The 26456-nt window shown below is 63.3% G+C and carries 25 protein-coding genes; 14 read left to right on the top strand and 11 right to left on the bottom strand.

Going from position 1 to position 26456, the window contains the following annotated elements:
* The first annotated feature begins 65 nt into the window (after positions 1–65).
* Both ACWTU8_RS19740 and ACWTU8_RS19735 read left to right on the top strand, forming a co-directional pair.
* Positions 66–884 (top strand): MBL fold metallo-hydrolase, encoded by an 819-nt coding sequence (locus ACWTU8_RS19740; RefSeq protein WP_455849472.1) that lies wholly within the window; start codon positions 66–68, stop codon positions 882–884.
* Between the two features lie 257 nt (positions 885–1141).
* Positions 1142–2116 (top strand): phytanoyl-CoA dioxygenase family protein, encoded by a 975-nt coding sequence (locus tag ACWTU8_RS19735; protein ID WP_128344930.1) that lies wholly within the window; start codon positions 1142–1144, stop codon positions 2114–2116.
* Between the two features lie 32 nt (positions 2117–2148).
* Here the strand turns inward: ACWTU8_RS19735 and moaB are convergent, their stop codons facing one another.
* The 6 genes from moaB to ACWTU8_RS19705 all read right to left on the bottom strand — a co-directional run bounded on the left by moaB (position 2149) and on the right by ACWTU8_RS19705 (position 5864).
* On the bottom strand, positions 2149–2706 hold the full coding sequence (moaB, locus tag ACWTU8_RS19730; protein ID WP_455849471.1) for a molybdenum cofactor biosynthesis protein B: 558 nt from the start codon (positions 2704–2706) through the stop codon (positions 2149–2151).
* Entirely contained in the window at positions 2693–3595 is a 903-nt protein-coding gene (locus ACWTU8_RS19725; RefSeq protein WP_455849470.1) for a 4-(cytidine 5'-diphospho)-2-C-methyl-D-erythritol kinase, read from the bottom strand. The genes moaB and ACWTU8_RS19725 overlap by 14 nt, the downstream gene beginning before the upstream one ends.
* A gap of 25 nt (positions 3596–3620) precedes the next feature.
* Positions 3621–3806: a hypothetical protein gene (locus ACWTU8_RS19720; protein WP_065006190.1), complete on the bottom strand. Its 186-nt coding sequence runs from the start codon at positions 3804–3806 to the stop codon at positions 3621–3623.
* An 82-nt stretch (positions 3807–3888) separates the two neighbouring features.
* On the bottom strand, positions 3889–4755 hold the full coding sequence (locus ACWTU8_RS19715) for a S49 family peptidase (RefSeq protein WP_065006299.1): 867 nt from the start codon (positions 4753–4755) through the stop codon (positions 3889–3891).
* A gap of 84 nt (positions 4756–4839) precedes the next feature.
* Complete coding sequence (locus tag ACWTU8_RS19710) at positions 4840–5640, bottom strand: tRNA1(Val) (adenine(37)-N6)-methyltransferase (protein WP_455849469.1); 801 nt, start codon at positions 5638–5640, stop codon at positions 4840–4842.
* On the bottom strand, positions 5640–5864 hold the full coding sequence (locus tag ACWTU8_RS19705; RefSeq protein ID WP_029355541.1) for a putative signal transducing protein: 225 nt from the start codon (positions 5862–5864) through the stop codon (positions 5640–5642). Before ACWTU8_RS19705 ends, ACWTU8_RS19710 begins: the two co-directional genes overlap by 1 nt.
* 166 nt (positions 5865–6030) lie before the next feature.
* Here ACWTU8_RS19705 and ACWTU8_RS19700 point away from each other — a divergent pair, with 166 nt between their 5' ends.
* Positions 6031–7047 (top strand): polyprenyl synthetase family protein, encoded by a 1017-nt coding sequence (locus ACWTU8_RS19700; RefSeq protein ID WP_029355543.1) that lies wholly within the window; start codon positions 6031–6033, stop codon positions 7045–7047.
* 39 nt (positions 7048–7086) lie between these two features.
* Here the strand turns inward: ACWTU8_RS19700 and ACWTU8_RS19695 are convergent, their stop codons facing one another.
* Positions 7087–8520 (bottom strand): MFS transporter, encoded by a 1434-nt coding sequence (locus ACWTU8_RS19695; RefSeq protein WP_455849468.1) that lies wholly within the window; start codon positions 8518–8520, stop codon positions 7087–7089.
* Between the two features lie 103 nt (positions 8521–8623).
* On the opposite strand from ACWTU8_RS19695, the gene ACWTU8_RS19690 reads away from it, so the two are divergent.
* The 5 genes from ACWTU8_RS19690 (at position 8624) to glyS (ending at position 15840) form a co-directional block, all read left to right on the top strand.
* A complete protein-coding gene (locus ACWTU8_RS19690; protein WP_455849467.1) occupies positions 8624–9229 on the top strand; it encodes a TetR/AcrR family transcriptional regulator in 606 nt (201 codons plus the stop codon).
* A gap of 273 nt (positions 9230–9502) precedes the next feature.
* The gene (locus ACWTU8_RS19685) at positions 9503–11278 is read left to right on the top strand and encodes a tetratricopeptide repeat protein (RefSeq protein ID WP_455849628.1); all 1776 of its coding nucleotides are present in this window, start codon (positions 9503–9505) and stop codon (positions 11276–11278) included.
* Positions 11279–11403: 125 nt separating this feature from the next.
* Positions 11404–12351, top strand: a complete 948-nt coding sequence (locus ACWTU8_RS19680) for a glycine--tRNA ligase subunit alpha (RefSeq protein ID WP_455849466.1) — start codon at positions 11404–11406, stop codon at positions 12349–12351.
* Positions 12352–12782: 431 nt separating this feature from the next.
* Positions 12783–13058 (top strand): endonuclease domain-containing protein, encoded by a 276-nt coding sequence (locus ACWTU8_RS19675; protein WP_455849465.1) that lies wholly within the window; start codon positions 12783–12785, stop codon positions 13056–13058.
* 196 nt (positions 13059–13254) lie between these two features.
* Positions 13255–15840, top strand: a complete 2586-nt coding sequence (gene glyS / locus ACWTU8_RS19670; RefSeq protein WP_455849464.1) for a glycine--tRNA ligase subunit beta — start codon at positions 13255–13257, stop codon at positions 15838–15840.
* A 28-nt stretch (positions 15841–15868) separates the two neighbouring features.
* Here glyS and ACWTU8_RS19665 read toward each other — a convergent pair whose 3' ends face one another.
* Entirely contained in the window at positions 15869–16324 is a 456-nt protein-coding gene (locus tag ACWTU8_RS19665; protein ID WP_455849463.1) for a hypothetical protein, read from the bottom strand.
* A 191-nt stretch (positions 16325–16515) separates the two neighbouring features.
* Between ACWTU8_RS19665 and ACWTU8_RS19660 the strand changes: the two genes are divergently transcribed.
* The 3 genes from ACWTU8_RS19660 to ACWTU8_RS19650 all read left to right on the top strand — a co-directional run bounded on the left by ACWTU8_RS19660 (position 16516) and on the right by ACWTU8_RS19650 (position 19678).
* Positions 16516–17487: an L-threonylcarbamoyladenylate synthase gene (locus ACWTU8_RS19660; protein ID WP_455849462.1), complete on the top strand. Its 972-nt coding sequence runs from the start codon at positions 16516–16518 to the stop codon at positions 17485–17487.
* Positions 17488–17496: 9 nt separating this feature from the next.
* Positions 17497–18927, top strand: a complete 1431-nt coding sequence (locus tag ACWTU8_RS19655) for an FAD-binding oxidoreductase (RefSeq protein WP_455849461.1) — start codon at positions 17497–17499, stop codon at positions 18925–18927.
* Between the two features lie 184 nt (positions 18928–19111).
* The gene (locus tag ACWTU8_RS19650; protein WP_455849460.1) at positions 19112–19678 is read left to right on the top strand and encodes a DUF6101 family protein; all 567 of its coding nucleotides are present in this window, start codon (positions 19112–19114) and stop codon (positions 19676–19678) included.
* Here ACWTU8_RS19650 and ubiA read toward each other — a convergent pair whose 3' ends face one another.
* Complete coding sequence (gene ubiA / locus ACWTU8_RS19645; protein ID WP_455849627.1) at positions 19679–20662, bottom strand: 4-hydroxybenzoate octaprenyltransferase; 984 nt, start codon at positions 20660–20662, stop codon at positions 19679–19681.
* A gap of 160 nt (positions 20663–20822) precedes the next feature.
* On the opposite strand from ubiA, the gene purD reads away from it, so the two are divergent.
* A complete protein-coding gene (gene purD / locus ACWTU8_RS19640; RefSeq protein ID WP_455849459.1) occupies positions 20823–22100 on the top strand; it encodes a phosphoribosylamine--glycine ligase in 1278 nt (425 codons plus the stop codon).
* A gap of 20 nt (positions 22101–22120) precedes the next feature.
* Here purD and ACWTU8_RS19635 read toward each other — a convergent pair whose 3' ends face one another.
* Positions 22121–23218, bottom strand: coding sequence for a glycoside hydrolase family 25 protein (locus ACWTU8_RS19635; protein ID WP_455849458.1), 1098 nt, complete (start codon positions 23216–23218; stop codon positions 22121–22123).
* Positions 23219–23390: 172 nt separating this feature from the next.
* Positions 23391–23627: a hypothetical protein gene (locus ACWTU8_RS19630; RefSeq protein WP_127210006.1), complete on the bottom strand. Its 237-nt coding sequence runs from the start codon at positions 23625–23627 to the stop codon at positions 23391–23393.
* A 210-nt stretch (positions 23628–23837) separates the two neighbouring features.
* Between ACWTU8_RS19630 and ACWTU8_RS19625 the strand changes: the two genes are divergently transcribed.
* Positions 23838–25607 (top strand): acyl-CoA dehydrogenase, encoded by a 1770-nt coding sequence (locus ACWTU8_RS19625; protein WP_455849457.1) that lies wholly within the window; start codon positions 23838–23840, stop codon positions 25605–25607.
* Between the two features lie 53 nt (positions 25608–25660).
* Positions 25661–26410: a crotonase/enoyl-CoA hydratase family protein gene (locus tag ACWTU8_RS19620; RefSeq protein WP_455849456.1), complete on the top strand. Its 750-nt coding sequence runs from the start codon at positions 25661–25663 to the stop codon at positions 26408–26410.
* Positions 26411–26456: the final 46 nt, after the last annotated feature.

The raw sequence follows: 26456 nt of genomic DNA, 5'->3' as shown, positions 1-26456 counted from the left end.
CGATAGCCATCACAATTGCTAGCGTTATCGTAGCATGAGCGCCGATCCTGCCACGGGAGGCAGTCATGCTCCGCCCATCTGCTGCCGTTCTGCTGACCCTGGCTTTCTGGCCGTTCGCCGCGTCGGCCCAGGAAGAGCCGCCGCCATCGAGATGCGTTGCGATCGCCGAAGCGCTGCCGTCGGCCACCTATGCCAGCTTCACAGCGCAGACGCCTCTGCTGGCCGAGGCTTTCGTCGACGGCGACGTTACGATCACCTATGCCGGCCATTCGACCTACATCATCGAGACGCCCGCTGGCGTCAGGATCGCCACCGACTTTTCCGGCGTCTATGGCGCTGACCCGCTGCCGCGCGTGGTGACCATGAACAAGGCCCACCGCACCCATTATTCGGACCATCCGGATCCCGCCATCGAATATGTGCTGCGCGGTTGGAATCCAGAGGGCGGTCCGGCGCGCCACGCCGTTGTCGTGGACGATGTCTACATCCGCAACGTGCCCACGGATATCCGCAATGGCGGCGATCTCGGCAAGGACGGCAATTCCATATTCATTTTCGAAGTGGCGGGACTCTGCATCGGCCATCTCGGCCATCTGCACCACCGGCTGGAGGATGCGCATTACGGCGCCATCGGCCGGCTCGATATCCTTATGGTGCCTATCGACGGCGGCATGACGCTGTCGCTTGACCGGATGACCGAAATCACCGCGCGGCTCTATTCCTCGATGATCCTGCCGATGCATCGCCATGCCACCGCGATCAGCGAATTCACAGGCAGGATGGGCGACGATTTCGCGGTGGAGTTCCTCTCCGGCCGGTCGCTGACGGTTTCGCTGAAGACCCTGCCCGACCGGCCGACGATCATCATTCTCGACGGGGTTTGATCGCTTCGTCGCGATCTTCTCCGCCGCGCGCGGCCTCCGTTCCACCTCGCTCGAAACACTCGCTGTCGCGAAATTCAACGAGCCTTAATGCTCTGTCAAGCTTGCCGGAAAGTTTGCGACAGCTCCTTTCATTGTGCATTGCACAAAACCTGACCGGGGGGTACCATTCCTTTGATGCGGCGGATCGGTTATGGGTAACGCCTGAGCGGTGAGCGGCCGACGCTTCGTCGACGCTGCCCTCATAGCTGAGGATCCTGATGGCCCTTTCAAGCCCTGACAAATCCGGTGCTGCAAGCCTCGAGTCGATCGCTCGAAACGGCAGCCTGCTGCGCCGCATTGCCGTGCGGATTCCAACCTATCTGTCGGATCTTCGCGAGAATCCGGCATGGCTGCCGATGTTCATGCTGGCGCGCACCATGCCAGGGCGGCGGTTGCATTGGCGTGGCGCAAAACCGGTTCGACCGGCACAAAAAGCTGAGGAGACGATGTTCACCGGCGTCGATCGTGATGCCGTGGTCGGCGCGCTCCGCTCGGACGGCCTCTTTTCCGGGCTTGCCCTGCCGTCGTCGGTCTACCAGGAGATCGCCAGCTTTGCGCAGCGCACGCCTTGCTTCGGCAATTTCGACCGACGGCTGGAGTTCCTGCCGGCCGAGCACGCCGACGCCGAGAAGCACTTCGGCCGTCCCTTGCTCAGCGGCCACTTTTTCGAGCGGGTCCTCGACTGCAATGCTGCGCTTACCGTGCAGCGCGACCCGCTGCTTCTCGACATCGCCGCCCATTATCTCGGCAGCCAGGCGAAGCTGATCACCACGCGCGTCTGGTGGAGCTTTCCGACGAGCTCCGTCTCCGACGCCGAAAAGAACCTGGCGTCGCTTGGCAAATACCACTTCGATCTCGACGATTGGCGGATGCTGAAATTCTTCTTCTATCTCAATCCGGTCGATGCCGAGACTGGTCCGCATGTCTATGTCCGCGGCAGCCACAACCGCCGCGCCCTCAGGCACCAATTGACGCTCCTCGTCGGCCATCCCGCGGAAGAGGTTCTGAACGTCTACGGCGCGCAGAGCCCGATTACGCTGACCGGCGAGGCAGGTTTGGGCTTTGTCGAGGATCCCTTCGGCTTCCACATGGGCACAGTGCCGACGCGCAAGCCGCGGCTGATGATGGAAGTCGGCTTCGGCGTTTCGCCGCCCTCGCGCCGGCGGTTCCACGGCGAGCCGGTTATTCGCTGATTTTGGCCCCGAAACAGCCTTGGGAGCTTGGCCTAACTTGTCTTGGTCCCGCCGCGCCGCAGATGTTCGTCCAAGCGCGGCATGATCTCGACGAAGTTGCAGGGCATGTGCCGGTAGTCGAGCTGCGGCTTCAAAATGCCGTCCCAGGCGTCCTTGCAGGCGCCGGGCGAACCCGGCAGCACGAAAACGAAGGTCGCGTTGACGACGCCGCCGGTCGCCCGACTCTGGATCGTCGAAGTGCCGATCTTGTCGTAGGAAATGCGGTGGAACACTTCGGAAAAGCCGTCCATGCGCTTTTCGAAGATCGGCTCCAGCGCCTCCGGCGTCACATCGCGACCGGTAAAGCCGGTGCCGCCGGTGGTGATGACGACATCGATCGCTTTGTCCCTCGACCAGCCCAGAACCTTGTCTCGAATTTTCTCGCGGTCGTCGGTGACGATGTCGCGAGCGGCGAGTAAATGGCCGGTCTCCACGATGCGGTCGGCCAGCGTCTGGCCGGATTTGTCGTCGGCGAGGCTGCGCGTATCGGAAACGGTCAGCACCGCGATGCGCACGGGGATGAAGGAACGGCTCTCGTCAATCCTGGCCATGCGTGTCAGCCTCAGATGTCATGGTTCGCGTTGCGGCGACGAACCAGTCGGGATGGCGGCTGCGGATATCGACGGCCGCGCGCTTGGCGATATTGCCAGTCTCAAACAGCCCGAAGCAGGTCGCGCCGGAACCCGACATCCGGGTGAAACCCGCTCCAGCCTTGTTGAGCACCGAAAGCGCCTTGCTGATGGCGGGTTGGATTGCCCGCGCCGCGGGCTCGAGATCGTTGCGCGTAATCTCCAGCCAGTTGCGGATGCTGTGGAAGTCGAGGTCGCGCGGCAGCGGCGGCAGGCCCTCATTGTGGCGATCAGAAAGGGCATTGAACACCTCGGCCGTGGAGACGGCGGTGCCGGGATTGACGAGGACCAGCCCGAGTGCCGGAAAGCCCGGCACGGCCGACAACTCTTCGCCAATGCCGAGCGCGATCAGCGGCTTTGCCGCAAGGCACATGGGAACGTCGGCGCCCAGCGAGAGGCCGATCCGCGCCAGTTCGGCGTCGTCGAGATCCAGCCTCCATATCTCAGCGAGCCCGCGCAACACCGTTGCGGCGTCGCTCGACCCGCCGCCGACGCCGGATGCGACCGGCAGGTTCTTTTCGAGCCTGATGGCGACCGGCGGCGTTTGCGCCGGACCGGCCTGCTTTCGCAGCGCGTCGCGCGCTTTGACGGCTAGGTTGCTGTCGTCGAGCGGGACCGCGGAGACGTATCGGCCCGACGCGGAAAACCCGTCGCTGTCGGCAAGTTCGATCTCGATCCTGTCGCCGAAGCGCGTGAACACCGCTAGGCTCTCGATCATGTGATAGCCGTCGGCGCGCCTGCCGGTGACGTGCAGCGCGAGATTTATCTTGGCGTGCGCATGCCACGCCCGGACAGTGATGCCGGATTCCACGGGGTCAGTCGCGAGGGGGATGATGTCAGTCCTTGGCCAGCCGGTATTCGCCGGTCTTCGGATCCTTGACCAACGTGCCCATTGTGCCGTTGGTAGCCTGCTTTTCGGTGCGCCGTATCTTGGCCGTCACGCGCTCGGCTTCCCTGACGAAGGAGCGATAGCCGAAATAGGCGAGCAGGCCGACGGTGATGAAGAAAATGATCTGTGGCATGTCAAACTCCTCCCTCACAAGGCCGACTGCGGCGGCCGGTCGGGTCGGTCAAGCTTTCAAGCTAAACGCTTTTACCGGCTTTTCAAAGCCCGAAGCGCGCCCATAATGCGCGCTCTTCCGCCGCATCGATCACGCTGCTTGCGGCAGCCGCGGCGATCTCGGGCGCCGAAAAACCCGCTCTGCTCGAGCCGAACCAGCCGAACCGGCCGAACAGGCCGCGCGGCGCCGTGATCAGTTTGAGCTGGGTCTTTGGCCCGAAACGGGTCTTCAGCACGCTGCGCATATCGCCGAGCGCATCGACAAGGCCGAGCTCCAGCCCCTTCTTACCGGTCCAGAACAGGCCGGTGAACAGGTCCGGGTCGTCCTTGAGCTTAGGGCCGCGCCGGTCCTTGACGAGATCGATGAAGGTCTCGTGGACATCGAGCTGCAGCGCCTTCAGCCGTTCGATATCTTCCTTCTTCTCGGGCTTGAACGGATCGAGCACCGCCTTGTTCTGGCCGGCAGTATGGACGCGGCGCTCGACGCCGATCTTCTTCAACAGCTCGGGAAAGCCGAACGAGGCCGACACCACGCCGATCGAACCGACGATGGAGGATGGATCGGCAAAGATCTCGTCGCCGGCAATCGCTATCATGTAGCCGCCCGAAGCCGCCACGTCCTCGACGAAGACCAGAACCTTTTTGTTCTTCTCGGTCGCCAGATCGCGGATGCGTCTGAAGATCAGCCGCGACTGCACTGGCGAGCCGCCTGGCGAATTGATCGAAATGGCGACCACGGGCGCATCGAAGGAAAACGCCTTCTCGATAGGGCCGGCAGTGGACGCGAGCGACAGGCTCGGCCGGAACTGGCCGCCGCCGGGCATGATCGTACCGTGCAGCCGGATAACAGGAATAACGACGATGTCGGAGCGCCAGGATTTCGGCAGCAGGCGGTTTAGGAAGCGTTTCACGGGGTCTCCGGTCAATTGGCTTGAAGGCATGTAGGGATTCGCCGGCCAACGGCAATGCCCGCGCCGCTTGCTGGTAGAAAAGGCTCAGTCGCCGAACAGCGAAGCCAGCCCGTTATTGATCATCTCGGTCCGCTCCGTTGGTCCGTCGCCCGATTGCGCATGCAGCATCAGCGGCGGGCGGATCGACAGTTTTCCGCGTGAGCCGAGTATTGCCCTGACGACGATGCGGATCGCCGCTGCTTCGGGGCGAGGGTGGACGGCCAGCATCTCGGCGTCGCCGAAGCGGCCTGATATCGCATCGAGGATGGCGCCGAGCTGATCGGGCCTGGCAATCACGGCAAGACCGCCGCGCGGCCTGACCACGGCAGCCGCACTTCGGATCCAGCTGTCGAACAGCCGATCCTCCATGACATGCGCCGCCTTCCTGAGCGGGTCGGGCGTGGCGCGATCCTCGGCGGCGTTGAAGGGCGGGTTCATGATGACGAAATCGAAGGAGTTGTCGGCAAGCCCAGTGGCTGTTCGCGCTTGGCCCGACAGGGCAACGTCCGCGGCGAGCACCGAGGCGCGGTCGTTGAGATGCGCATTGCCGGGATGGGCAAGCGTCGTTGCGGCGAAGCCTGCCATTTCCGGAGACCGTTCGATGAGCACGGCCTCGGCATCAGGACAGCGCGACAGCACGGCCAGGCCTGCGGCGCCAGCGCCCGCGCCGAAATCGGCAAGGCGCCCGGCGAAGGAGGACGGCACGGCAGCGGCCAGCATCATGGCGTCCATGCCGGCGCGATGGCCGGCTTGTTTCGGCTGCACCAGCCAGAACCGCCCGCGATGGAAGGCATCGACCGTATGGGCCGGCGTGTCCTGGACAAGGGTGGCGCGCGCCGCGGACATTATGTCTGGCGGATCTCGTTGGCGATGCCGGCATCCGTCAGGATGCGCCGCGCCGCATCGGCCTGGTCGGCGTCGACCAGGATGCGCCTGGGCAGAATGCCGATCGAACCGTCGAGCACGCTCATGTTCTGGTCGGCGACGAAACAGCCGATGCCGGCATCGCGCATCAGCGATTCGACAAAGGAAATGATCACGGCATCGTTGGTGCGGATAAGCTCTATCATCGGGCGAAACTCGCAGGTTGCAGCGTTTATGTAAATGTGGGTGGCTCCGGACGCCAGCCTCGACCGCGCCAATTCGCCTCTTGCCGTGCCCGTGGGTACCGCCCTAGAGTCTGCCGCGGGATCGGGGTGCCGTCGTGCGCGTGACTTCTGGACGGGAGTGTTTGTGGTGGGTGTCGTTCTCAACATCGAAAACGGGAAGCGCGAAGCCGCCTCCATAAAGGATCTCATCGACCTGACGTCGACCGATATGGGGCGTGTCAACAAATTGATCCTGTCGAAGGCCGGTTCCGACGTCGAGATGATCCCGGAGATTGCCAACCACCTGATCTCTTCCGGTGGCAAGCGGCTGAGGCCGATGCTGACGCTCGCCTCGGCCCAGATGTTCGGCTATTCCGGCGAGGGCCACGTCAAGCTCGCTACATCAGTCGAGTTCATGCACACCGCCACGCTCCTCCACGACGATGTCGTCGACGAGAGCGGCATGCGGCGCGGCAAGAAGACCGCCCGTATGATCTGGGGCAACCAGGCGAGCGTCCTGGTCGGCGATTTCCTGCTTGGCCAGGCTTTCCGCATGATGGTCGATGTCGGTTCGCTGGAAGCGCTCGACATCCTGTCCAGCGCCGCCTCGATCATTGCTGAGGGCGAGGTGATGCAGCTCGCCGCCGCCAAGAACCTCGAAACCACGGAGGATGAGCATTTCGCGGTGATCAAGGCCAAGACCGCGGCCCTGTTCTCGGCCGCCGCCGAGGTCGGTCCGGTCATCGCCCAGGCGACGCGCAACGATCGCGCGGCGCTGCGTTCCTACGGCATGAATCTCGGCCTTGCCTTCCAGCTGATCGACGATGCGCTGGATTATGGCGGCACCAGCAAGGATCTGGGCAAGAATGTCGGCGACGACTTTCGCGAAGGCAAGGTGACGCTGCCGGTGATCCTCGCCTACCGGCGCGGCACCAAGGCGGAACGCTCCTTCTGGAAGCGCGCCATCGAGGACAATGTCACCGACGACACCGGGCTGGAGAAGGCGATCGGATTGATGACCCGCCACGGCGCGATCGCCGACACGATCGGGCGCGCCGGCCATTTCGGCGAGATCGCCCGCGACGCGCTGGCGCCGCTCGAAGCGACGCCGCAGAAATCGGCGCTGATCGACGTCATCGATTTCTGCATCAGCCGGGTGAACTGAGAGGCATCGCCGATATTTGGCCGGCACGGCGTCCGCACGTCATTTTGGTTTCCCCGGAAGGACCATTCCAGCGAGCAGGCTGAAAACGATGCCTGCCGCAGCGAGCCAGAAGGCGACCTGGATGCCGTCGGCGACAGCGATCTTCAAGGCATCATCCGACAATCCGCCGACATTGCGGTTGGCAATCGCGATCAACACCGCCATGCCGATCGCATTGCCGACATTGAGCATGGTGGAGGCCATCCCCGACGCGACACCCTGCTCGTCATGGGAAACACCCGAAGCGGCGGCGATCCACATCGCGGTCCAGACGATGCCTTGTCCGACTCCGGAGATGATCAGGCCGGGTACGAGGGATAGATAGCTGCTGTCGGCGTTTGCACCTGATACCATCAAGGCCGTCCCGATCGCGCCGATGACCATGCCGCCAACCAGCGTGGCGCGCGTCGAAAAACGCGTTGCCAGACGTTCGCCGACCTGCGTGCCGGCCGCGATGGCGACTGATGGCACCAGGAACGCCAGGCCGGCCTGCAAGGCGGTGAAGCCATGCACGTTCTGTAAAAGCACGGTGAGGAAGTAGGGCAGGGCACCGAAAGTCCCCATGAAGAGGAAGGTGATCGTCATGCCGGCGACGAGGCTGCGGTTGTGGAACAGGCGCAGCGGCATCAGCGGGTCGGCGCTCCTTGCCTCTATCGCTGCGAAGGCGATCAGGAAGAATGCCGCCAGTGCAGCGCTGAAGACGATGGCGGCCGACCCCCAGCCATATTCGGGCCCCTGAACCAGCGTGAAGACAAGCAGGGTCGCACCGGCAGTGACGGTTAGCGCGCCCGGCAGATCGAAGCTGCGATGTTCATGCCGCTTGCCGTCACGCGGAATGATGGCGAAAGCCGCGATGATGGCGATCCCAGCCAAAAACACGTTGACATAGAAGACGGATGGCCAGCCGAACGCGCTGGTGAGAAGCCCTCCCGCCAGCGAGCCGAGCGTCAGGCCACTCGCTCCGGCGCCGCCCCAGACCGCAAGCGCCCGGTTGCGTTCCGGCCCCTCGGCAAACAGGCGATTGATCAGTGAGAGCGTGGCCGGGAACAGGAACGCGGCGCCGATGCCTTGCACCGCACGGGCCGCGATGACGATTTCCGGCGACCAGGCGAAGCCGCCGACCAGGGACGAAAGCGCATAGAGCCAGAGCGCGAAGATAAAGATCCGGCGCTGGCCGATCAGGTCGGCGGCGCGGCCGCCGAACAGCAGGAAGCCGCCGGTGAATACGGTGTAGGCGCTGACCACCCATTGCAGGGTCTGGCCCGAAAAGCCTAGCCCCGCGCCGATTTCCGGCAACGCCACGAAGACGATGTTGAGGTCGAGCGCGATGATAAGCTGCGCGAAGGCGAGCAATGCCAGCGTGGCGCCGCGCTTCGCGCCGACTCCTCCTGTTGCCGCGGCGCCGAACGGTGCGCCTTGATCGAGTGAACTCATGTCAATCTCCATGCTGATGATTCTTTATCGATCGACAAAGAATTAAGTTTGCAATCCGAAGTCAAGCGGATTATTTGTTGATTGATAAAAAATGGAGGCCGCAATGGCGGGAAGGCCAAGGGAGTTCGATCGGGACCAGGCGCTCGAGAAGGCCCGCGACGCCTTCTGGACGCGCGGCTATGAGGGCACCTCGATGGCCGATCTCGTGTCGGCGCTTGGTCTGGCCTCGCCGCGTATCTATGCCGCCTTCGGCTCGAAGGAGAACCTGTTTCGGGAAGCTGTCGTTCTTTACGAAACCAGGGAAGGAAGCTTCGCCACCCGGGCGCTTGCCGAGGAGCCGACCGCTCGGCGGTTTGTCGAGCGGTTGCTGCGCGATGCAATCGAAGTCTATACCAGGCCGGATTTGCCGCGGGGCTGCATGGTAGTCTCGGCGGCGACCAACTGTGCCGTTGAAAACGATGGTGTGCTGCGCTGGCTGGCTGAGCGTCGCCGGGCGCGCAATACACTCATTGTCGAACGCCTGAGAAAGGGCATTCGGGACGGGGAACTCAAACCGGACACGGACCCGGAGGTCCTGGGTGATTACTACACCACGGTTCTGTTTGGTCTCTCGGTGCAGGCACGCGACGGTGTGCCTAAAGAGCGGCTGCACGCTCTGATTACCGTGGCGATGCAGTCGCTGGAGGCAAGACCTTCGGGGAAACCGTGAATTTCACGCATCGTGGATGGGCCGGCCTGTGCAGCGCGTTCAAGCGGATATGGGGATGCCTGTATACAGAAATCCGGCCTGCCGCAGAAATCTTCAACGAAGCGCGCTGGACGGTCGCAGTTGGTGCACCTAGCGTGGTTTTTGATCGCATGACCCGATTGTGAATTCGGCCGGGTTGAAGCATGACCCCAAAAAGGCCATGCTTTGCCTGAAAAAGATCGAGTCTACGGCGATCCCGCTGACGCGGGCATGGCTTTGACTGAAAGGGATACGATGCGGCAAGGACGTGCGCGCTGGCTGACAGGGCTGGCAATTGTGACGGGCATGGCGATCTCCGGTTTGCCTGCCTATGCCAAAGAGACCACCGAGCCAGTCAATATCACGTCGTTCTCGGGCGCCTATCTTGCCGCGCGGGTCGCCGAAGGCGACAATGATCTCGACAGTGCCATCGCCTACTACAAGCAGGCGCTCGCCTTCGCTCCCGGTGATACCTCGTTGCAGCAAAGCCTGATGCTGTCGCTGATCGCGCAAGGGCGCTTCGAAGAATCGCTGGTCTATGCCGACAAGCTCAAGACGGTTCCCGACGTCGAGCGGTTCTCGCGCCTGGCGCTGGCCGTCGGTTCCTTTCACAAAAAGGATTTCACCAAGGCCGAGTACTGGCTCGAGCTTTCGCTCGAATCCGACCTCGACCGGCTGATCTCCGGCGTTATGACCGGCTGGGCCAAGCAGGGCGCCGGCGACGCCAGCGAGGCCATAGCCTCCATCGACAGGCTGCAGGGTCCGGACTGGTTCGGCCTCTTCAAATCCTTCCATCGCGCGCTGATCGCCGATGCGTCGGGCCTGCCCGAAAAGGCGGACGCGATCTACGCCGCCACCTTGCAGGACACCGCGACCGGTAGCGCCGCGCCCGAAACCTGGATGCGGAATGCGCAGGCCTATGCCTCCTTCCTTGCCCGCAAGGGCGACAAGGACAAGGCGCTGTCCGTGCTCGATCAGGCCGAGGCATTTGCACCCGGCAAGGTCGAGATATCAGCGCTTCGCGACAGGATCACCAAGGGCGAGAAGGTCGAACCCTTCGTTGCCGGCCCGTCCGACGGCGCCTCGGAAATACTGCTCGATCTCGCCACCGCGCTCAATCGCGGTGGCGGCGAGCCGTTCGTCCGCCTCTATCTGCAATATGCCCTGGCACTGCGGCCCGACAGCGACGCGGCCCTTGTCCAACTCGCCGCCGTTTCCGAGCAGTTGAAGGACGGCGAGGGCGCCATCGCCTTCTATCGCCGCATCCCGGCCAGTTCGCCGCTGAAGCCGCTTTCGGAACTGCAGCTAGGTCTCAACCTTGCCGATCTCGACCGCTATGACGAGGCCATCGCCCATCTGAAGGCCCTCGTCGAAGCGCATCCCGACGACATGCGCGCCTATCAGGCGCTCGGTGGCGTCTATGCCTCGAAGGAGGATTTCCGCTCCGCGGCCGGTCTCTATGACAAGGCGGTAGCGATGCTGAAGACCCCGACCCGCGCCGACTGGAACATTTTCTACCAGCGCGGCATCGCCTATGAGCGGCTGAAGGAGTGGCCGAAGGCCGAGCCGAATTTCCGCAAGGCGCTGGAATTGTTCCCCGACCAGCCGCAGGTTCTGAACTATCTCGGCTATTCCTGGGTGGACATGAACATCAACCTCGAGGAAGGCCTTCAGATGATCCAGAAGGCCGTCGACCTCAGGCCGAGCGACGGCTACATCGTCGATTCGCTGGGCTGGGCCTATTTCCGCCTGGGCAGGTTTGAAGACGCTGTGCGCGAAATGGAGCGTGCCGTGTCGCTGAAGCCGGAAGATCCGGTGCTGAACGATCACCTCGGCGATGCCTATTGGCGCGTCGGCCGCAGGCTGGAAGCCACCTTCCAGTGGAACCAGGCCCGCGACCTGAAGCCGGATCCCGACGTGCTCGCCGCGTTACAGCAGAAACTGCTGAAGGGCCTGCCGCCGATCGAATCCAACACGGCGCAGGAAACCCCGAAGGTCAAGCCCGAACCGGCGCCCGCGCCGAAGGGCTGAGCCTTCGCCTTGACGCTTGGCGGGCGGCGCTCTAGAGCCTGATCCCGAAAAGTTGCAGACTTTTCGGACAAGATCATGCGGTCTCATCCAACAGGTGCCGCATCCCGCCGCTCCGTGAGGCCGCCGTGACCGTTGATATCCCAGCCCATATGCATCCCAGCCGGTCGTTCCAGGGGCTGATCCTGACCTTGCATAACTACTGGGCCGACTATGGCTGCGTCGTTCTCCAGCCCTATGACATGGAAGTCGGCGCTGGCACGTTCCACCCGGCGACGACACTGCGCGCGCTCGGGCCAAAGCGCTGGAACGCGGCCTATGTGCAGCCTTCGCGCCGGCCCAAGGACGGGCGCTACGGCAAGAACCCGAACCGGCTGCAGCACTATTACCAATACCAGGTGATCCTGAAGCCGAACCCGCCTAATCTGCAGGAGCTTTATCTCGGCTCGCTGGCGGCGATCGGCGTCGATCCGCTTCTGCATGACATCCGCTTCGTCGAGGACGACTGGGAAAGCCCGACGCTCGGCGCCTGGGGGCTGGGCTGGGAGTGCTGGTGCGACGGCATGGAAGTGTCACAGTTCACCTATTTCCAACAGGTCTGCGGCATCGAATGCGCGCCGGTGGCGGGCGAGCTTACCTACGGGCTGGAGCGGCTGGCCATGTATGTACAGGGCGTCGACAATGTCTACGACCTCAACTTCAACGGCCGCGACGGCGCCGACAAGGTGACCTATGGCGACGTCTTCCTGCAGGCCGAGCAGGAATATTCGCGGCACAATTTCGAATTCGCCAACACCGCGATGCTGCTTCGGCATTTCGAGGACGCCGAAGCCGAGTGCAAGGCGTTGCTCGAAGCCGGCGCGCCTTTCTCCCCCCTCAAGGGGGAGGGGAACCACCGGATGGTATTCCCCGCCTACGACCAGTGCATCAAGGCCAGCCACGTCTTCAACTTGCTCGACGCGCGCGGCGTGATTTCCGTCACCGAGCGGCAGAGCTACATCTTGCGGGTGCGCAATCTGGCGAAAGCCTGCGGCGAGGCGTTTTTGCTGACGCAGGCAGGTGGGCTGGCGGCTTAGCTCCAGAGGCAATTTGCGATTTCGACTGAAGCGCTGATTGGCAGTACGCCTTGGCCGCTGGAACCAGCCATCGTCCGCAACGCCTGTCTAACACCAGGCATCGTGAACGTGCCATGAGCCTGCGCCGCGAAACAGGCGCTGAGCGCGAGGATCTGCAGGAATGTCGATGCCGTCTTCATGGTGGTTCAGCCAATAGTCCTCTGCCTGAGCGTTGGTCGCTTCAGCGCTGCGTTCGGTTCATGGAAATCTGTGATCCAAGGACGGATAGCCCCGCTTCGACCCGACAGGCAGCGGAATATTTTTGGAAATCGTCGGTAAACATGCCGATTGCATGGGGAAGGCTGACAGCAGCCAGCCGAGTTGCTATGCCCTCTTTACCTCCCCCTCGATGGGGGAGGTCGCCGCGGGTGGGGTGCCGGGGCGATTTGCCAATGCCGAAGCTTGACCGGTTCAAGCTGCAGTCTGCGCAACGGCTTCGGGCGGCAATGACCGATGAGGAACGCATCTTGTGGCGGCATCTCTGGCGAATCCCCATGGAAGGCACGCACTTCCGTAAACAAGCATCCGTCGGGATTTACTTTCCGGACTTCATGTCCCATCGGCTGAAATTGATCATCGAGGTCGACGGTGCCCACCACAGCTTTGATGACCAGCAGCGCCATGATGAGGTTCGAACGAAGTGGTTCGAATCCAGTGCTAACGCGTGATCCGCTTCTGGAACCATGAAGAAAAAAACGAACTGGATTCCGTGCTTGATACGATCTATGCGGCGGTGGAAGAACGGAAATCACACCTTCGCCCCGAGAGATAACGCAGAGGACGCTGGTGACCGAGACGCCGCCACCCCACCCCGGCGCTGACGCGCCGACCCTCCCCATCAAGGGGAGGGTGAGGAGCTAATTTATGCCCGACCTGCTTTTAGAACTCCGTTCGGAAGAGATTCCCGCGCGCATGCAGCGCAAGGCGGCGGGCGACCTGAAGAAGATGATGACGGACGGTTTGGTCGAGGCCGGACTGACCTATGAGGCGGCGCGCGAATATTGGACGCCGCGCCGGTTGGCGCTCGACATTCGCGGCGTGACCGCGCGCTCGAAGGACATCAGCGAGGAGATCAAGGGGCCTTCGACCAAGGCTCCCGAACAAGCGGTCCAGGGTTTTCTGCGCAAGGCCGGTCTCTCCTCGATCGCCGAGGCGCATATCCATGCCGATCCGAAGAAGGGAGACTTCTATGTCGCCCATATTGCGAAGCCGGGCCGGGCGGCGGAGGAAATCATTGCCGAGTTGGTTCCAGGCGTCATCCGCGATTTTCCATGGCCGAAATCGATGCGCTGGGGGCCGGCCTCGGCGAAACCCGGATCGTTGCGCTGGGTGCGGCCGCTGCAATCCATCCTCTGCACCTTCGGCCCTGAGACCGAGGAGCCGGTGGTCGTCGATTTCGAGATCGACGGCATCCGCTCGGGCAACGTAACCTACGGCCACCGTTTTCACGCCCCGGGCGCGATCACCGTGCGCCGCTTCGACGACTATGCCGCCAAGCTGGAGGCGGCGAAGGTCGTGCTCGACGCCGACCGGCGAAAGGAGATCATCCTTTCCGACGCCAGGAATCTCGCTTTCGCCAACAGGCTCGACCTTGTCGAGGACGAGGGGCTGCTTGAGGAAGTGTCAGGCTTGGTCGAGTGGCCTGTGGTGCTGATGGGCGAGTTCGAGCAAGACTTTCTCGCCATTCCGGCCGAGGTAATCCGGCTGACCATCCGCGCCAACCAGAAGTGTTTCGTCGCGCGGCCGCAGGGCGTCGGTGAAGAGCTTTCCAACCGCTTCATCCTGACCGCCAATATCGAAGCCAAGGATGGCGGCAAGGAGATCGCCTACGGCAACGGCAAGGTGGTGCGCGCGCGGCTGTCCGACGCGCTCTATTTCTGGAAGACCGACCAGGGCGACCTGCCTGATCTCGACCAGTTGCAGGCATCGGCGGAAATGTTCGGGCTCGATCTCAAAAAGCCGCTCGACCAGCGCATGGCCCGCCTCGACCATCTCGGCGTCACCTTCCATGCCAAACTCGGCACCCAAGGTGAGCGGGTGGAGCGGATTGTACGGCTTGCTGAGGAGTTGGCGCCGATCGTAGCGAGTTCAATCTCCCCTTTTGAGGGGGAGATGGCCGGCAGGCCAGAGGGGGTGGCTGCGCGTGAAACGCCGGCATCCTCTGTCCGCGATAGGGCGTCGCGTCAGGACGTGCCGACCCCCTCTGTCGCCTTCGGCGACATCTCCCCCTCAAGGGGGGAGATTACCGCGCTCGCACGTCGCGCTGCCGTCTTGGCCAAGGCCGATCTCACCACCGAAGTGGTCGGCGAATTCCCGGAATTGCAGGGCGCCATGGGCCGCAAATACGCGCTGCTACAGGGAGAGCATCCCTCGGTCGCCGCCGCGATTGAGGAACATTATAGGCCGCAGGGCCCGTCCGACCGTGTTCCGACCGACCCGGTATCGGTGGCCGTAGCGCTCGCCGACAAGCTCGACACGCTGGTCGGCTTCTGGGCGATTGACGAAAAGCCGACGGGGTCAAAGGATCCCTATGCGCTGAGAAGAGCAGCGCTAGGGGTGATCAGGATCTTGGTCGAGAATGGCGTGAGGCTACCGGTCCAGCGCCAGTTTCTTAACGCACTGTTCGGACTTACCTACAATGGCGGTAATCGTTTTTCGGTGGTCTGGCGAGCGGATGACGGCGGTGATTTCACTACTGGCGTTGGATCGGCCGATGATCTGCTCAGTGAGCGAGCAGGTTTGTTGTCCTCGGAGGTACGTGGCGTAGAACCCCCAGACCATTCTGCGGTTGAAATAATTGCCGACCTCATCTCCTTCTTCCACGATCGCCTAAAAGTCTATTTGCGCGACCAGGGTGCGCGGCATGATTTGATAGATGCGGTGTTGTCAGCGGGCTCGCGCCTGATCTCCCCCCTTGAGGGGGAGATGTCGCCGAAGGCGACAGAGGGGGTCGCCGACCCACGCGAGACGACCCCCTCTGCCCTGCCGGGCATCTCCCCCTCAAGGGGGGAGATTGGCCAATCGTCCAACGACGATCTCCTCCAAATCGTCCGCCGCGTCCAAGCACTTGGCTCCTTCCTCGACACCGAGGACGGCAAAAACCTGCTTGCCGGCACCAAGCGTGCGGCCAACATCCTGGCCGCCGAGGAGAAGAAGAAAACGACGGTTGCCGAACGTGTTGAGCCGGGTCTATTCCGGGAAGATGCCGAAAAAGCGCTGTTTGCCGCGGTGAATCAGGCCGAGAAGGAAGCCGGCCAAGCGATTCACAATGAAGACTTTTCCGCCGCCATGCTGGCGCTCAGCGCGTTGCGTGAACCGGTTGATTCATTCTTTGAACGCGTTCTTGTGAATGATGAGGACCAGGCCGTTCGTGCCAATCGTCTGGCACTGCTGGCGCGCATCCGGGCAGCGACCGACCAGGTTGCGGATTTCTCGAAGATCGCCGGCTGAGCGCGAGCGTCGTCATAGCCTCGAACGGCTATCTGGCCTGCTCGATCTCGGGAATGGGCGTCGGTTGCGGCGTTGCCGGCTCAGGCGGGCTGTTCGTTGCCGTTATCTTTTTGTCGGATCTGGTGGCCGCCCCAGGTGCTGCAGCGGTTGTCGCGGCAGGTACGGCGCTCGGGGCCGGCTTTGCGAAGGCATCGCCGACGATGCCGCCGCGAATGATCATCGGGCTTTGCATGAAATCATGCTTGGGCTTGGGCTGGCTCGGGATCGCAGCAACTTTTTCATAGGTGACATCAGGCACTGGTTCGCCGAGCGCCACGATCGATGGCGTCGAGGAGATCCCAGCCACCTTCACCGGTTCAGGCGCGCCGAGCTTGACGACGGACGGCGTCGAGGATGGTGCACCGAGAACAACGAAGGACGAAGCGTGTGCTCCGCCCGCCGCCAGAGTGAGACCAAGCGCTCCCAGGATACGCACCCAGACCATGATAGATCCCCTGCCCAACAGGCAGTCAACATACCGTCCGGGAATTGATGCGGGCTTGCGAGGAAAGCTAGCATTTTAGCGATCTGGTAATTCGCTAACGCCCGGACTTGCCCCGTAAACGTCACCGTATTACGCACCCACATCTGTGAGGTCCCACATCTGTGAGGTCCTGCTTCTGTAAGGTGATGAGAGTGGCTGAGATACTTGCCGCCGGCGAGGCGATGGAGCGGGCGCTGGCGCTGGTCGAAGGCGGTGATGTCGTCGCCATTCCGACGGAAACCGTCTACGGGCTGGCCGCCGACGCCACCAATGGCGTCGGCGTGGCGCGCATCTTCGAGGTCAAGGGCCGGCCGCGCTTCAACCCGCTGATCGCCCATGTTGCCGATCTGGCGATGGCCGAGGACATCGCGCTGTTCGATTTCCTCTCGAAAAGACTGGCGCAGACATTCTGGCCGGGACCGCTGACGATGGTGCTGCCGCAGCGGCCCGGCAGCGGCATTCATCCGCTGGTCACCGCCGGGCTGGATACGATCGCGCTGCGCATGCCGAAAGGCTTTGGCGGCGAACTGATCGCCAGGCTCGGACGCCCGCTCGCAGCGCCCAGCGCCAATTCCTCAGGCAAGATCAGCGCCACGACAGCCAAGGCAGTGGCGGCGGATCTCGGTGCAAAAATCAAGCTGGTGGTCGATGGCGGCGCAACGTCCGTCGGGCTCGAATCGACGATCGTCAAGATCGAGGGCGGAAAGCTGCGGCTGCTGCGACCGGGAGGCATTGCCGCCGAGGAGATTGAAGCGGTCGCCGGCACGACGCTGTCGCGCGGTGCGACGGGCATCGAGGCGCCGGGCATGCTCGCTTCGCATTACGCGCCGGGTGCTGCGGTGCGGGTCAACGCCGCAAAAGTCGCAAAGGGCGAAGCCTTGCTGGCGTTCGGCCCCCGCCGTGCCGAAGGCTGGCAAGGTGCTGCCGCTTTGCGCAACCTTTCGGAGACCGGCGACCTGCGCGAAGCCGCGGCCAACCTCTTTTCCCACATGCAGGATCTCGATCGCAGCGGCGCCAAGACAATCGCCGTCGAGCCGATTCCGTTCGACGGGCTGGGCGAGGCGATCAACGACCGGCTTTCGCGCGCTGCCGCCCCTCGTGACAAGATCGATTGGGCACCATAGTTTCCACCTATGAACGACATATCCCGGGATATCGACCTCGCCCTCATCGACCGCTTTGCGGCAATCGTCGGCGACAAATACGCGCTTCGGGACCAGCAGGATATCGCGCCTTATCTCATAGAAAGGCGCGGCCTTTGGCATGGCCGAACGGCGCTGGTGCTGAGGCCGGGCAGCGTCGACGAGGTTAGCCGCATCATGCGGCTGGCGACCGAGACGGGAACGCCGGTCGTGCCGCAAAGCGGCAACACCGGGCTGGTCGGCGCGCAGGTGCCGGATATGTCCGGCCGCGAGATCGTGCTGTCGCTGTCGCGGCTGAACCGCATCCGTGAGATCGACCTCCTCTCCAACACCGTCACCGTCGAGGCCGGTGTCATCCTGCAGACGCTGCAGGAAGCGGCCGACGCCGCCGACCGGCTGTTTCCGCTGTCGCTTGCCGCGCAGGGCTCCTGCCAGATCGGCGGCAATCTCTCTTCCAATGCCGGTGGCACCGGCGTGCTTGCCTATGGCAATGCGCGTGAGCTCTGCCTCGGCGTGGAAGTGGTGCTGCCGACCGGCGAGGTGTTCGACGATCTGCGCAAGCTGAAGAAGGACAACACCGGCTACGATCTGAAGAACCTGTTTGTCGGCGCTGAAGGCACGCTCGGCGTCATCACCGCCGCCGTGCTCAAGCTTTTCCCCAAGCCCACGGGGCGCGAGGTGGCCTTTGCCGGCCTGTCCTCGCCGGAGGCGGCACTGTCCCTGTTCAGCCTGGCGATGGATCGCGCCGGCGCTGCACTCACCGCTTTCGAACTGATCGGCCAGAGACCCTACGATTTTACGCTTCTGCACGCGCCAGGCGTCGTGCGGCCGCTGTCCGGGGATTGGCCGTGGTATGTGCTGATGCAGATCTCGTCGGGGCGCTCGGCGGAGGATGCGATGGCCCTGATCGAGGAGGTGCTCTCAGCCGGCCTCGAGCAGGGGATCGTCGGCGATGCAGTGATTGCGGCGAGCATCGCGCAGGGCGATGCCTTCTGGAATTTCCGCGAGGTGCTGCCCGAGGCGCAGAAGCCCGAAGGCGCCTCGATCAAGCACGACATCTCTGTGCCGGTGGCGGCCATCCCGCAATTCATCGAAAAAGCGGCCGGCGCCGTTCAATCGGTCAGCCCCGGTGCGCGCGAGGTGTGTTTCGGCCATATGGGCGACGGCAATCTCCACTACAATATCTCCCGGCCGGTCGGCGGCGATGACGAAGCGTTTCTCGGGCTCTATCACGCCATGAACAAGGCCGTGCACGATGTCGTGCGCAGCTTTCACGGCTCGATCTCGGCCGAGCACGGTATTGGCCAGCTGAAGCGGGATGAATTGATCGCGACAGCGCCGCCGATGGCGATCGATTTGATGCGCAGGGTGAAGGCGGCCTTCGACCCGGCCGGCATCATGAATCCCGGTAAGGTTATCTGATCCTTTCGACGTCTTGTGAATGGTTGCATTCCGATAACCATCCCCTCGAGATCAGCAAAATTTAACCGACTTTCTTAAGCGCTGCGATAAGAAGCCCGCGCTAATGTTTCTCCACAACGAGGCTGGAAAAACCGGCCCGGAGAACCGGAAGACCGGCTCTCAGGAGAGACAGGAAAGGCACAATATGAACACTGGACTGAAGCCAGTCTGGGCCGGGCGCAACATGCGCCTCGACCCATTCCGCCTGCCGCACGTGGTGAGCTACGCCACGCGCGACGATTATGGCGACGTTACCTTCACCATCGACCACCGTGGCGCCGTCATTCGCCGCATGCTGGAGATGAGCGGCGTGCCGGCGTTCATCGCTCTGCCCGCCAACGCGTTTCGTGGCGTGGCCGCCCGCGCGATGGAGGATCCGGATGGCAATGTCACGGTGACGCTGGAGCTTCTGCACAATGATCCGATGCTGTCGGTGCCGCTGCTAGTGGCCGACGATCTCGAGGATGTCGCCGCCGACTGGCGTGCCTGGGCCGATGCCTACCGTCTGCCGATGCTTCTGATCGAATCAGACGGCATCGCCCGCACGCTGGAGGAATCGCTTGGCGCCGCCATCAAGACATTGCCGGCGCAGAACCGCCGCAAGGGTCGGGTTTCGACCACGCGTCGTCCGCGCTTCCTCGCCCGTCGCAGGGCCGGCGATCTCGGCCTCAGGCTGGTGATTGGCGGCCAGGAGATCATTTCGCGCGGATAGCTACACCAGCGGCTTCAACGCCACCCACAGCGCGCCGCCGATCAGGCCAAGGAAGATCAGCCAGCCGACCTGGTTGTTCGATCTGAACAAGAGCATGCACTGGTCCGGATCGTCGATGTCCAGCACTGCGATTTGCCGCGCCATATGCGCTCCGGCGGCGATCAGTCCGGCCAGCGCCGGCACGGGCGCCTGCGCCGACGCGAAGGCGATGGCGAAGCAGACCAGCGCCCCGCCATAAAGCCCGACGAGCCAGGTCTTGGTGTTGTCGCCGAACAGGCGTGCGGTCGAGCGCACGCCGACGATGGCGTCGTCCTCCTTGTCCTGATGCGCATAGATCGTATCATAGCCGATCACCCACAGGATCGAGCCGATATAGAGCATGACGGGCGGGCCGTCGAGATCGCCGAACTCGACCGCCCATCCCATCAGCGCACCCCAGGAAAAAGCAAGGCCGAGAACCAGTTGCGGCCAGTTGGTGTACCGCTTCATGAATGGGTAGATGGCGACTACGGCGAGCGAGCAGATGCCGAGCAGGATGGCAAAGCCGTTGAACTGCACAAGCACAGCGAGTCCAATCAGTGCCTGGATAACGAGAAACGCCCAGGCCTGCCGGCGCGTGACCTTTCCCGCCGGCAGCGGCCGTGAGCGCGTACGTTCCACCTGGTTGTCGATATCCTGGTCGACCAGATCGTTATAGGTGCAGCCGGCGCCGCGCATGGCGATGGCGCCAATCAGGAACAGCAGCAGGTACAAAGGTGTCGGCAGCAGCGAGAGCAGCGTATCGGTAGGGCGTGAATAGGCACTCGCGGCAAGGGCTGCCGACCACCAGCACGGCCACAGCAGCAACTGCCAGCCGATCGGCCGGTCCCACCGGGCAAGCTGCGCATAAGGCCACAGCCAGCGCGGCAGAATGCGGTAGACCCAGTGGCCGCTCGGCGCATCGGCGACGCGGCCCTGGTTGGCTTTCGATTGGATGGGTTCCATAGTGTTGGAGTGGCAGCAGTGGCGAACGCCGTCAAGCATCAAGCAGGCCGACCCATTCTCGTTCCCGTGTGGAATTGCTTCAAACTCTCCCAAATGTCTTGACCCATCGTCCGGGGCGCAATAGCGCAGTCCTGATCGTGGAATGGCAAGGGATCTGGGCATGCGTGTTTTGTTGATCGGGTCCGGCGGCCGCGAGCATGCGCTGGCCTGGAAGATCGCGGCCTCGCCGCTGCTGACGAAGCTTTACGCGGCCCCCGGCAACCCGGGCATCGGCCACGAAGCCGAACTGGTGACGTTAGACATTGCCGATCATGCGGCGGTGGCCCGGTTCTGCACGGAGAAAAACATCGACCTCGTCGTGGTCGGGCCGGAAGGGCCGCTGGTTGCCGGCATTGCCGACGACCTCCGCGCCGCGAACATTCGCGTCTTCGGCCCATCCCGGGCGGCGGCGCGGCTGGAAGGTTCGAAAGGCTTCACCAAGGACCTCTGTGCGAAATACGATATCCCGACCGCCGCCTATGGCCGCTTCGGCGACTTGGCCTCGGCCAGGGCCTATGTCGAAAAGATGGGCGCGCCGATCGTCATCAAGGCCGACGGCCTCGCCGCCGGCAAGGGCGTCACCGTCGCCATGACGTTGGCCGAGGCGCTGGCCGCACTCGATGCCTGTTTCGACGGGTCCTTCGGACAGGCCGGCGCCGAGGTGGTGGTCGAGGAGTTTCTCACCGGCGAGGAGGCGAGTTTCTTTTGCCTGTGCGACGGCGCCACCGCGTTGCCGTTCGGCACCGCACAGGATCACAAGCGCCTCAGTGACGGCGACATCGGCCCGAACACCGGCGGTATGGGGGCTTATTCGCCGGCTCCGGTGATGACGCCGGAGATCATCGACCGGACCATGCGCGAGATCGTCGAGCCAACCATGCGCGGCATGGCCGAACTTGGCGCACCGTTTTCCGGCGTGCTGTTTGCCGGGCTGATGATATCAGGCGAGGGGCCGAAGCTGATCGAATACAACACCCGTTTCGGCGACCCGGAATGCCAGGTGCTGATGATGCGGCTGAAGGACGATCTCCTGGTCCTGCTCAACGCTTCTGCCGACGGCCAGCTTGCACATACCTCCGTGCGCTGGCGCGACGAGGCGGCGCTCACCGTGGTGATGGCGGCAAGGGGTTACCCCGGCACGCCGGAAAAGGGCTCGGTGATCCGCGGCCTCGAAGAGGCCGCTGGCGATGGCGTCGAGATCTTTCACGCCGGTACCGCCATCAACAGCGGCGCGCTGATCGCCAATGGCGGCCGTGTGCTCGACGTCACGGCTGTCGGCGGTACGGTCGGAGAGGCGCAGAGACGAGCCTATGCCACACTCGACCAGATCGATTGGCCGCAAGGTTTTTGCCGCCGCGACATCGGCTGGCAGGCCGTCGCGCGCGAGCAGGCGCGCTGACGCCGAACGGCTTTCAGCTTTTAGCGCTGGCCATGGTCGAACTCGGTTGATGCGGTGCTGACCGGATCGCCGGCGGCGGGCGTGGCTTCAACCGCTGATGCCGAGTGCTTTTCGTTCCGCGTCCAGGCCACATATTCGGCAATCCCGCGCGGAAGGCGCAGCAACGTCTTCACAGCAGGCATTTGAAAGCTGCTGCGGAACTTGGCCCAGCGGGCGCTGAACATGGCGGTGATTTCGGTGAAGGTCGATGGTGCCACCACGGTGGCGTAGGTGATGGCATTGCCCGCAAGGCCGGCCTCGCGCGAGAGAGGCACCGGTATCGAGGCAAGGTAGTCCGGCTGCACGTCGATCAGGCCGCCGAAGGGCCATTGCGCGCGCAATGTGGCGGCATCCATCGGTGCGACATTGACGTCGATATCGTTCGGCGTGCCGGCCACCCGGTAAGGACAGCGGAACCGGCCGCAATTGGCTTTTGCCGAGAACTGCCAGAGTGCGTAGCCTTGCCAGTTGCCCATCGGAAAATGCACGCCGATGTCCGGCTTGTAGCGCGCATACCAGAGCGGCAGCCGCGACAGGAGCCGGTATTTGTACTTGTTGTCGGCGATGTGCCTGGCGGTCTTGCCGTTGGTGTAGAGCACCGGAAAGCGGCCCAGCCGCCGATGCACATGGCGGACGAATTCCTCTGCATCCTCGAGCGACATCCATTTCGTGGGGTCGTCATCCTCGATGTCGAGGGCGAGCAGGTCATCCGGACCAGGTTTCGCGAAGTTGATGAAATTATTGGCCTGTCCCACGGGATTGCCGGGGCGGGCGAGGTGGTAAGCGCCCCATTTCAGGCCGAGCGCCTTGGCCACCACCTTGCGCGTCTGGAACAGTTCCTGTGCCACCGCATGGCGCTTCCACAGCGCCTTGCAGAGCCGCGTCTCGGTCTCGTCGCCGAAACAGAAATAGGCTGGCGGCATCCCATCGGACGCCTTGTTGATGAAACCGACGATCCGCTTGTCGGTCGCAAGTTCAGCCCAATCGATGGAATTGTATTCGTAGGCGTCGATCACCAGCGCCCGGTCGGCCTTCCACGGCTCGGAGAAATCCGAGGCTTGTGCCGGCCCCAACGCCATTATCATCGCGGTCGCGACGAGGAGTCCTAGGCGGCGGAGAGGGTGCGCCGGCGGCTTCAAACAGCAGATCCTTGCTGGCCAAAGCCTGATCCTGAACCGCCATGGTTAAGGAAATGCTTTCGGCGGTCCGTGGCGGATGCCGCAATTCGGCCGGTTATGGTTTTGCTGGCCATCAACGAGGGGAGAGCGGCTGGATCTGGAACAGGTCGGGCGCCGGCGCCTGCGGCAGCGTTCCCTCAGCCTCGCGTTTGCGATGATGGGCCAGCGAGCATTTCGGCGAACACAGAATGCCGCGATCCGACCAATAGGCGGAGCCGACCTCGATCTTGCCCCGATGGTGCCAAAAACCTGCCGCTCGATAGGGCAGGCCGCATTCGATGCAGCGATAGGCGTCAGGTCTGGCGAGCACGTGCGGTCCGATCCAGTATTCTTGGTCTGTCGCCGGTCGGCTTGTCCGGCTTTTTGCCGATTTTAGCCTGAACAGCTCCAAATGCAAAATCCGCGTGACAAAATTTGACGTTTACGTAAAAAGAAGGCGGGAGCGGCGACCCAAAAGCGAATGGTTTTGTGTCCGCACGGATCATAAGTTTCCCTGCCGGACAGAGGAGGAGCGAGCGGCATGTATCGGGCACCGGTCGAGGAGATCGCCTTCACGCTGAAGTATGTGGCCGGCCTGAAGCCGGTGCTCGCCGCCGGCTCCTTTGGCGAGCTTGGCGAAGACCTCGTCGACGCCATTCTGGCGGAAGCCGGCCGCTTCGCCACAGAGGAGGTCGCGCCGCTCTACAAGATCGGCGATGAACTAGGCGCGGTGCTGAGCGGCGCTGCCGTCACCATGCCGCCCGGCTGGAAGGCGCTCTACCGCCGCTGGATCGACGGCGGCTGGAACGCGCTGTCGGCACCGGAGGAATTCGGCGGCCAGGCGCTGCCGACCATGCTGGGCGTCGCTGCGCTCGAAATGTGGAACTCCGCCGCCATGGCCTTCGGCATCGGCCCGACGCTGACCATGGGCGCGGTCGAAGCGCTCGACAAGCACGCCTCACCGGCGCTGAAGGCCAAATACTTGAAAAAGCTCGTCTCCGGCCAATGGATGGGCACGATGAACCTGACCGAGCCGCAGGCGGGCTCGGACCTGAATGCGTTGCGCGCCCGCGCCGAGCCGTCCGGCGACGGCACCTACCGCATCTTCGGGCAAAAAATCTTCATCACCTATGGCGAGCACGATTTCACCGACAACATCGTCCACCTAGTGCTGGCGCGGCTGCCGGATGCGCCGGCCGGCACACGTGGCCTTTCGTTGTTCCTGGTGCCGAAATTCCTTGTCGGCGAGGATGGCGCGCTGGGCGCACGCAACGATGTCTTCTGTTCCGGGCTGGAGCACAAATTGGGCATCCACGCCTCGCCGACCTGCACCATGATCTATGGCGACGGTTTCGAAGGGATGGCGCCTGGTGCGATCGGCTGGCTGATCGGCGAGGAAAACAAGGGCCTCGCCTGCATGTTCACCATGATGAACAATGCGCGGCTCGCCGTCGGCATGCAGGGCGTGGCGGTCGCCGAAACGGCCACGCAGAAGGCGCTCGCCTATGCCAATGACCGCCGGCAAGGTAAGGCCGCGAGCTATGATGGCAACGGCATGGCGCCGATCGTCCATCACCCCGACGTGCAGCGCAACCTCCTGACCATGAAGGTGCTGACCCAGATTGCACGCGCCATCAGCTATTCCTGCGCGCATGCCATTGACTACGCGCGCGTATCCGTCGGCGATGAAGCCATCCATTGGCAGGAACGTGCCAATCTGTTGACGCCATTGGCCAAGGCCTTTTCCACCGATGTCGGCGTCGAGGTCGCCTCGCTCGGGCTGCAGGTTCATGGCGGCATGGGATACATCGAGGAGACGGGTGCGGCAGCACTTTATCGCGACGCGCGCATCGCGCCGATCTACGAAGGCACCAACGGCATCCAGGCGATCGACCTAGTGGCGCGTAAGCTGCCGTTTGGCGGTGGCGAGCATGTGCATGGTTACATCGCCGAACTAAAAGCGGTTGCCAATGAAGTGCGGACCTCAAATCCCAAGGGTTTTGGCCGCACCGCCGATGCTCTCGACCAGGCGCTCGACGACCTCGGCAAGGCGACGCGTTTCCTGCAAGGGCTGCTTGCCGACGGGCGCTCGGACGAGGCGCTGGCCGGTGCTACGTCGTATCTGCGGCTGATCTCGCTTGCGGCGGGCGGCGCCTATCTGGCACGCGGCGCGCTTGCCGACCAAAGCCGCGTCGCCCTTTGCCGTTTCTTCGCCGAAAACCTGCTTGGCGAGGCGGGCGCGCTGAAGGAGCGCGTCATCGGCGGCGCCGAAAGCCTTGCCGCTGCGGGCAAGACACTGATTTCTGCCTGACATCCACAAGGTTGCCGTTTCACGAAAAGGCTGACGTTCACAAAGGATCACCCGTGACAGACCACATCCTCGTCGAGCGCCAGGGCGCCATCCAGATCATCCGCATGAACCGTCCGGACAAGAAGAACGCGCTGACGCGCGCCATGTATGCGAGAATGTCGGCGGCGCTTGCCGAGGGCGACGCCGATCCGGCGATCCGCGTCCATGTCTTCTTCGGTGTTTCAGGCGCCTTCTCGTCCGGCAACGACCTTGCCGATTTTATGGTCGTCGCCACCGGCGGCGAGGGCGGCACCGAGGTCTGGGATTTCCTGATGGCACTCGCCAGGACGGAAAAGCCCATGGTTTCCGGCGTCGATGGCATCGCGGTCGGCATCGGCACCACGCTCAACCTGCATTGCGACCTGACCTTCGCCACGCCGCGCACACTATTCCGCACGCCCTTCGTCGATCTCGGCTTGGTCCCCGAGGCGGGGTCGAGCCTGCTTGCGCCGCAGATTCTCGGCCGGCAAGGGGCCTTCGCGCTGCTTGGCCTCGGTGAAGGTTTTTCTGCCGAGCGGGCGAAAGCTGCCGGACTGATCTACGCGGTGGTCGAGGATAACGAGCTCGAAGCCTCCGTCCTGGCAGCGGCCAGTCAAATCGCGGCCAAGCCGCCGCAAGCGCTGAAGATCGCGCGTGACCTAATGCGCGGCTCGCGTGAAGACCTTGTTGCCCGTATTGGCCAGGAAAGCGAGCATTTCCGCGAGCGGCTCAAGTCCGACGAGGCCCGCGCCGCCTTGATGGCCTTCATGACCAGGAAGAAATAACCTAGCGTTCTGCGATCAAAACTCTTCAATCCGATAATGGGCATTT

It is taken from the genome of Mesorhizobium sp. BHbdii (genome assembly GCF_053848045.1).
This window is presented reverse-complemented; position numbering and strand designations above follow the sequence as displayed.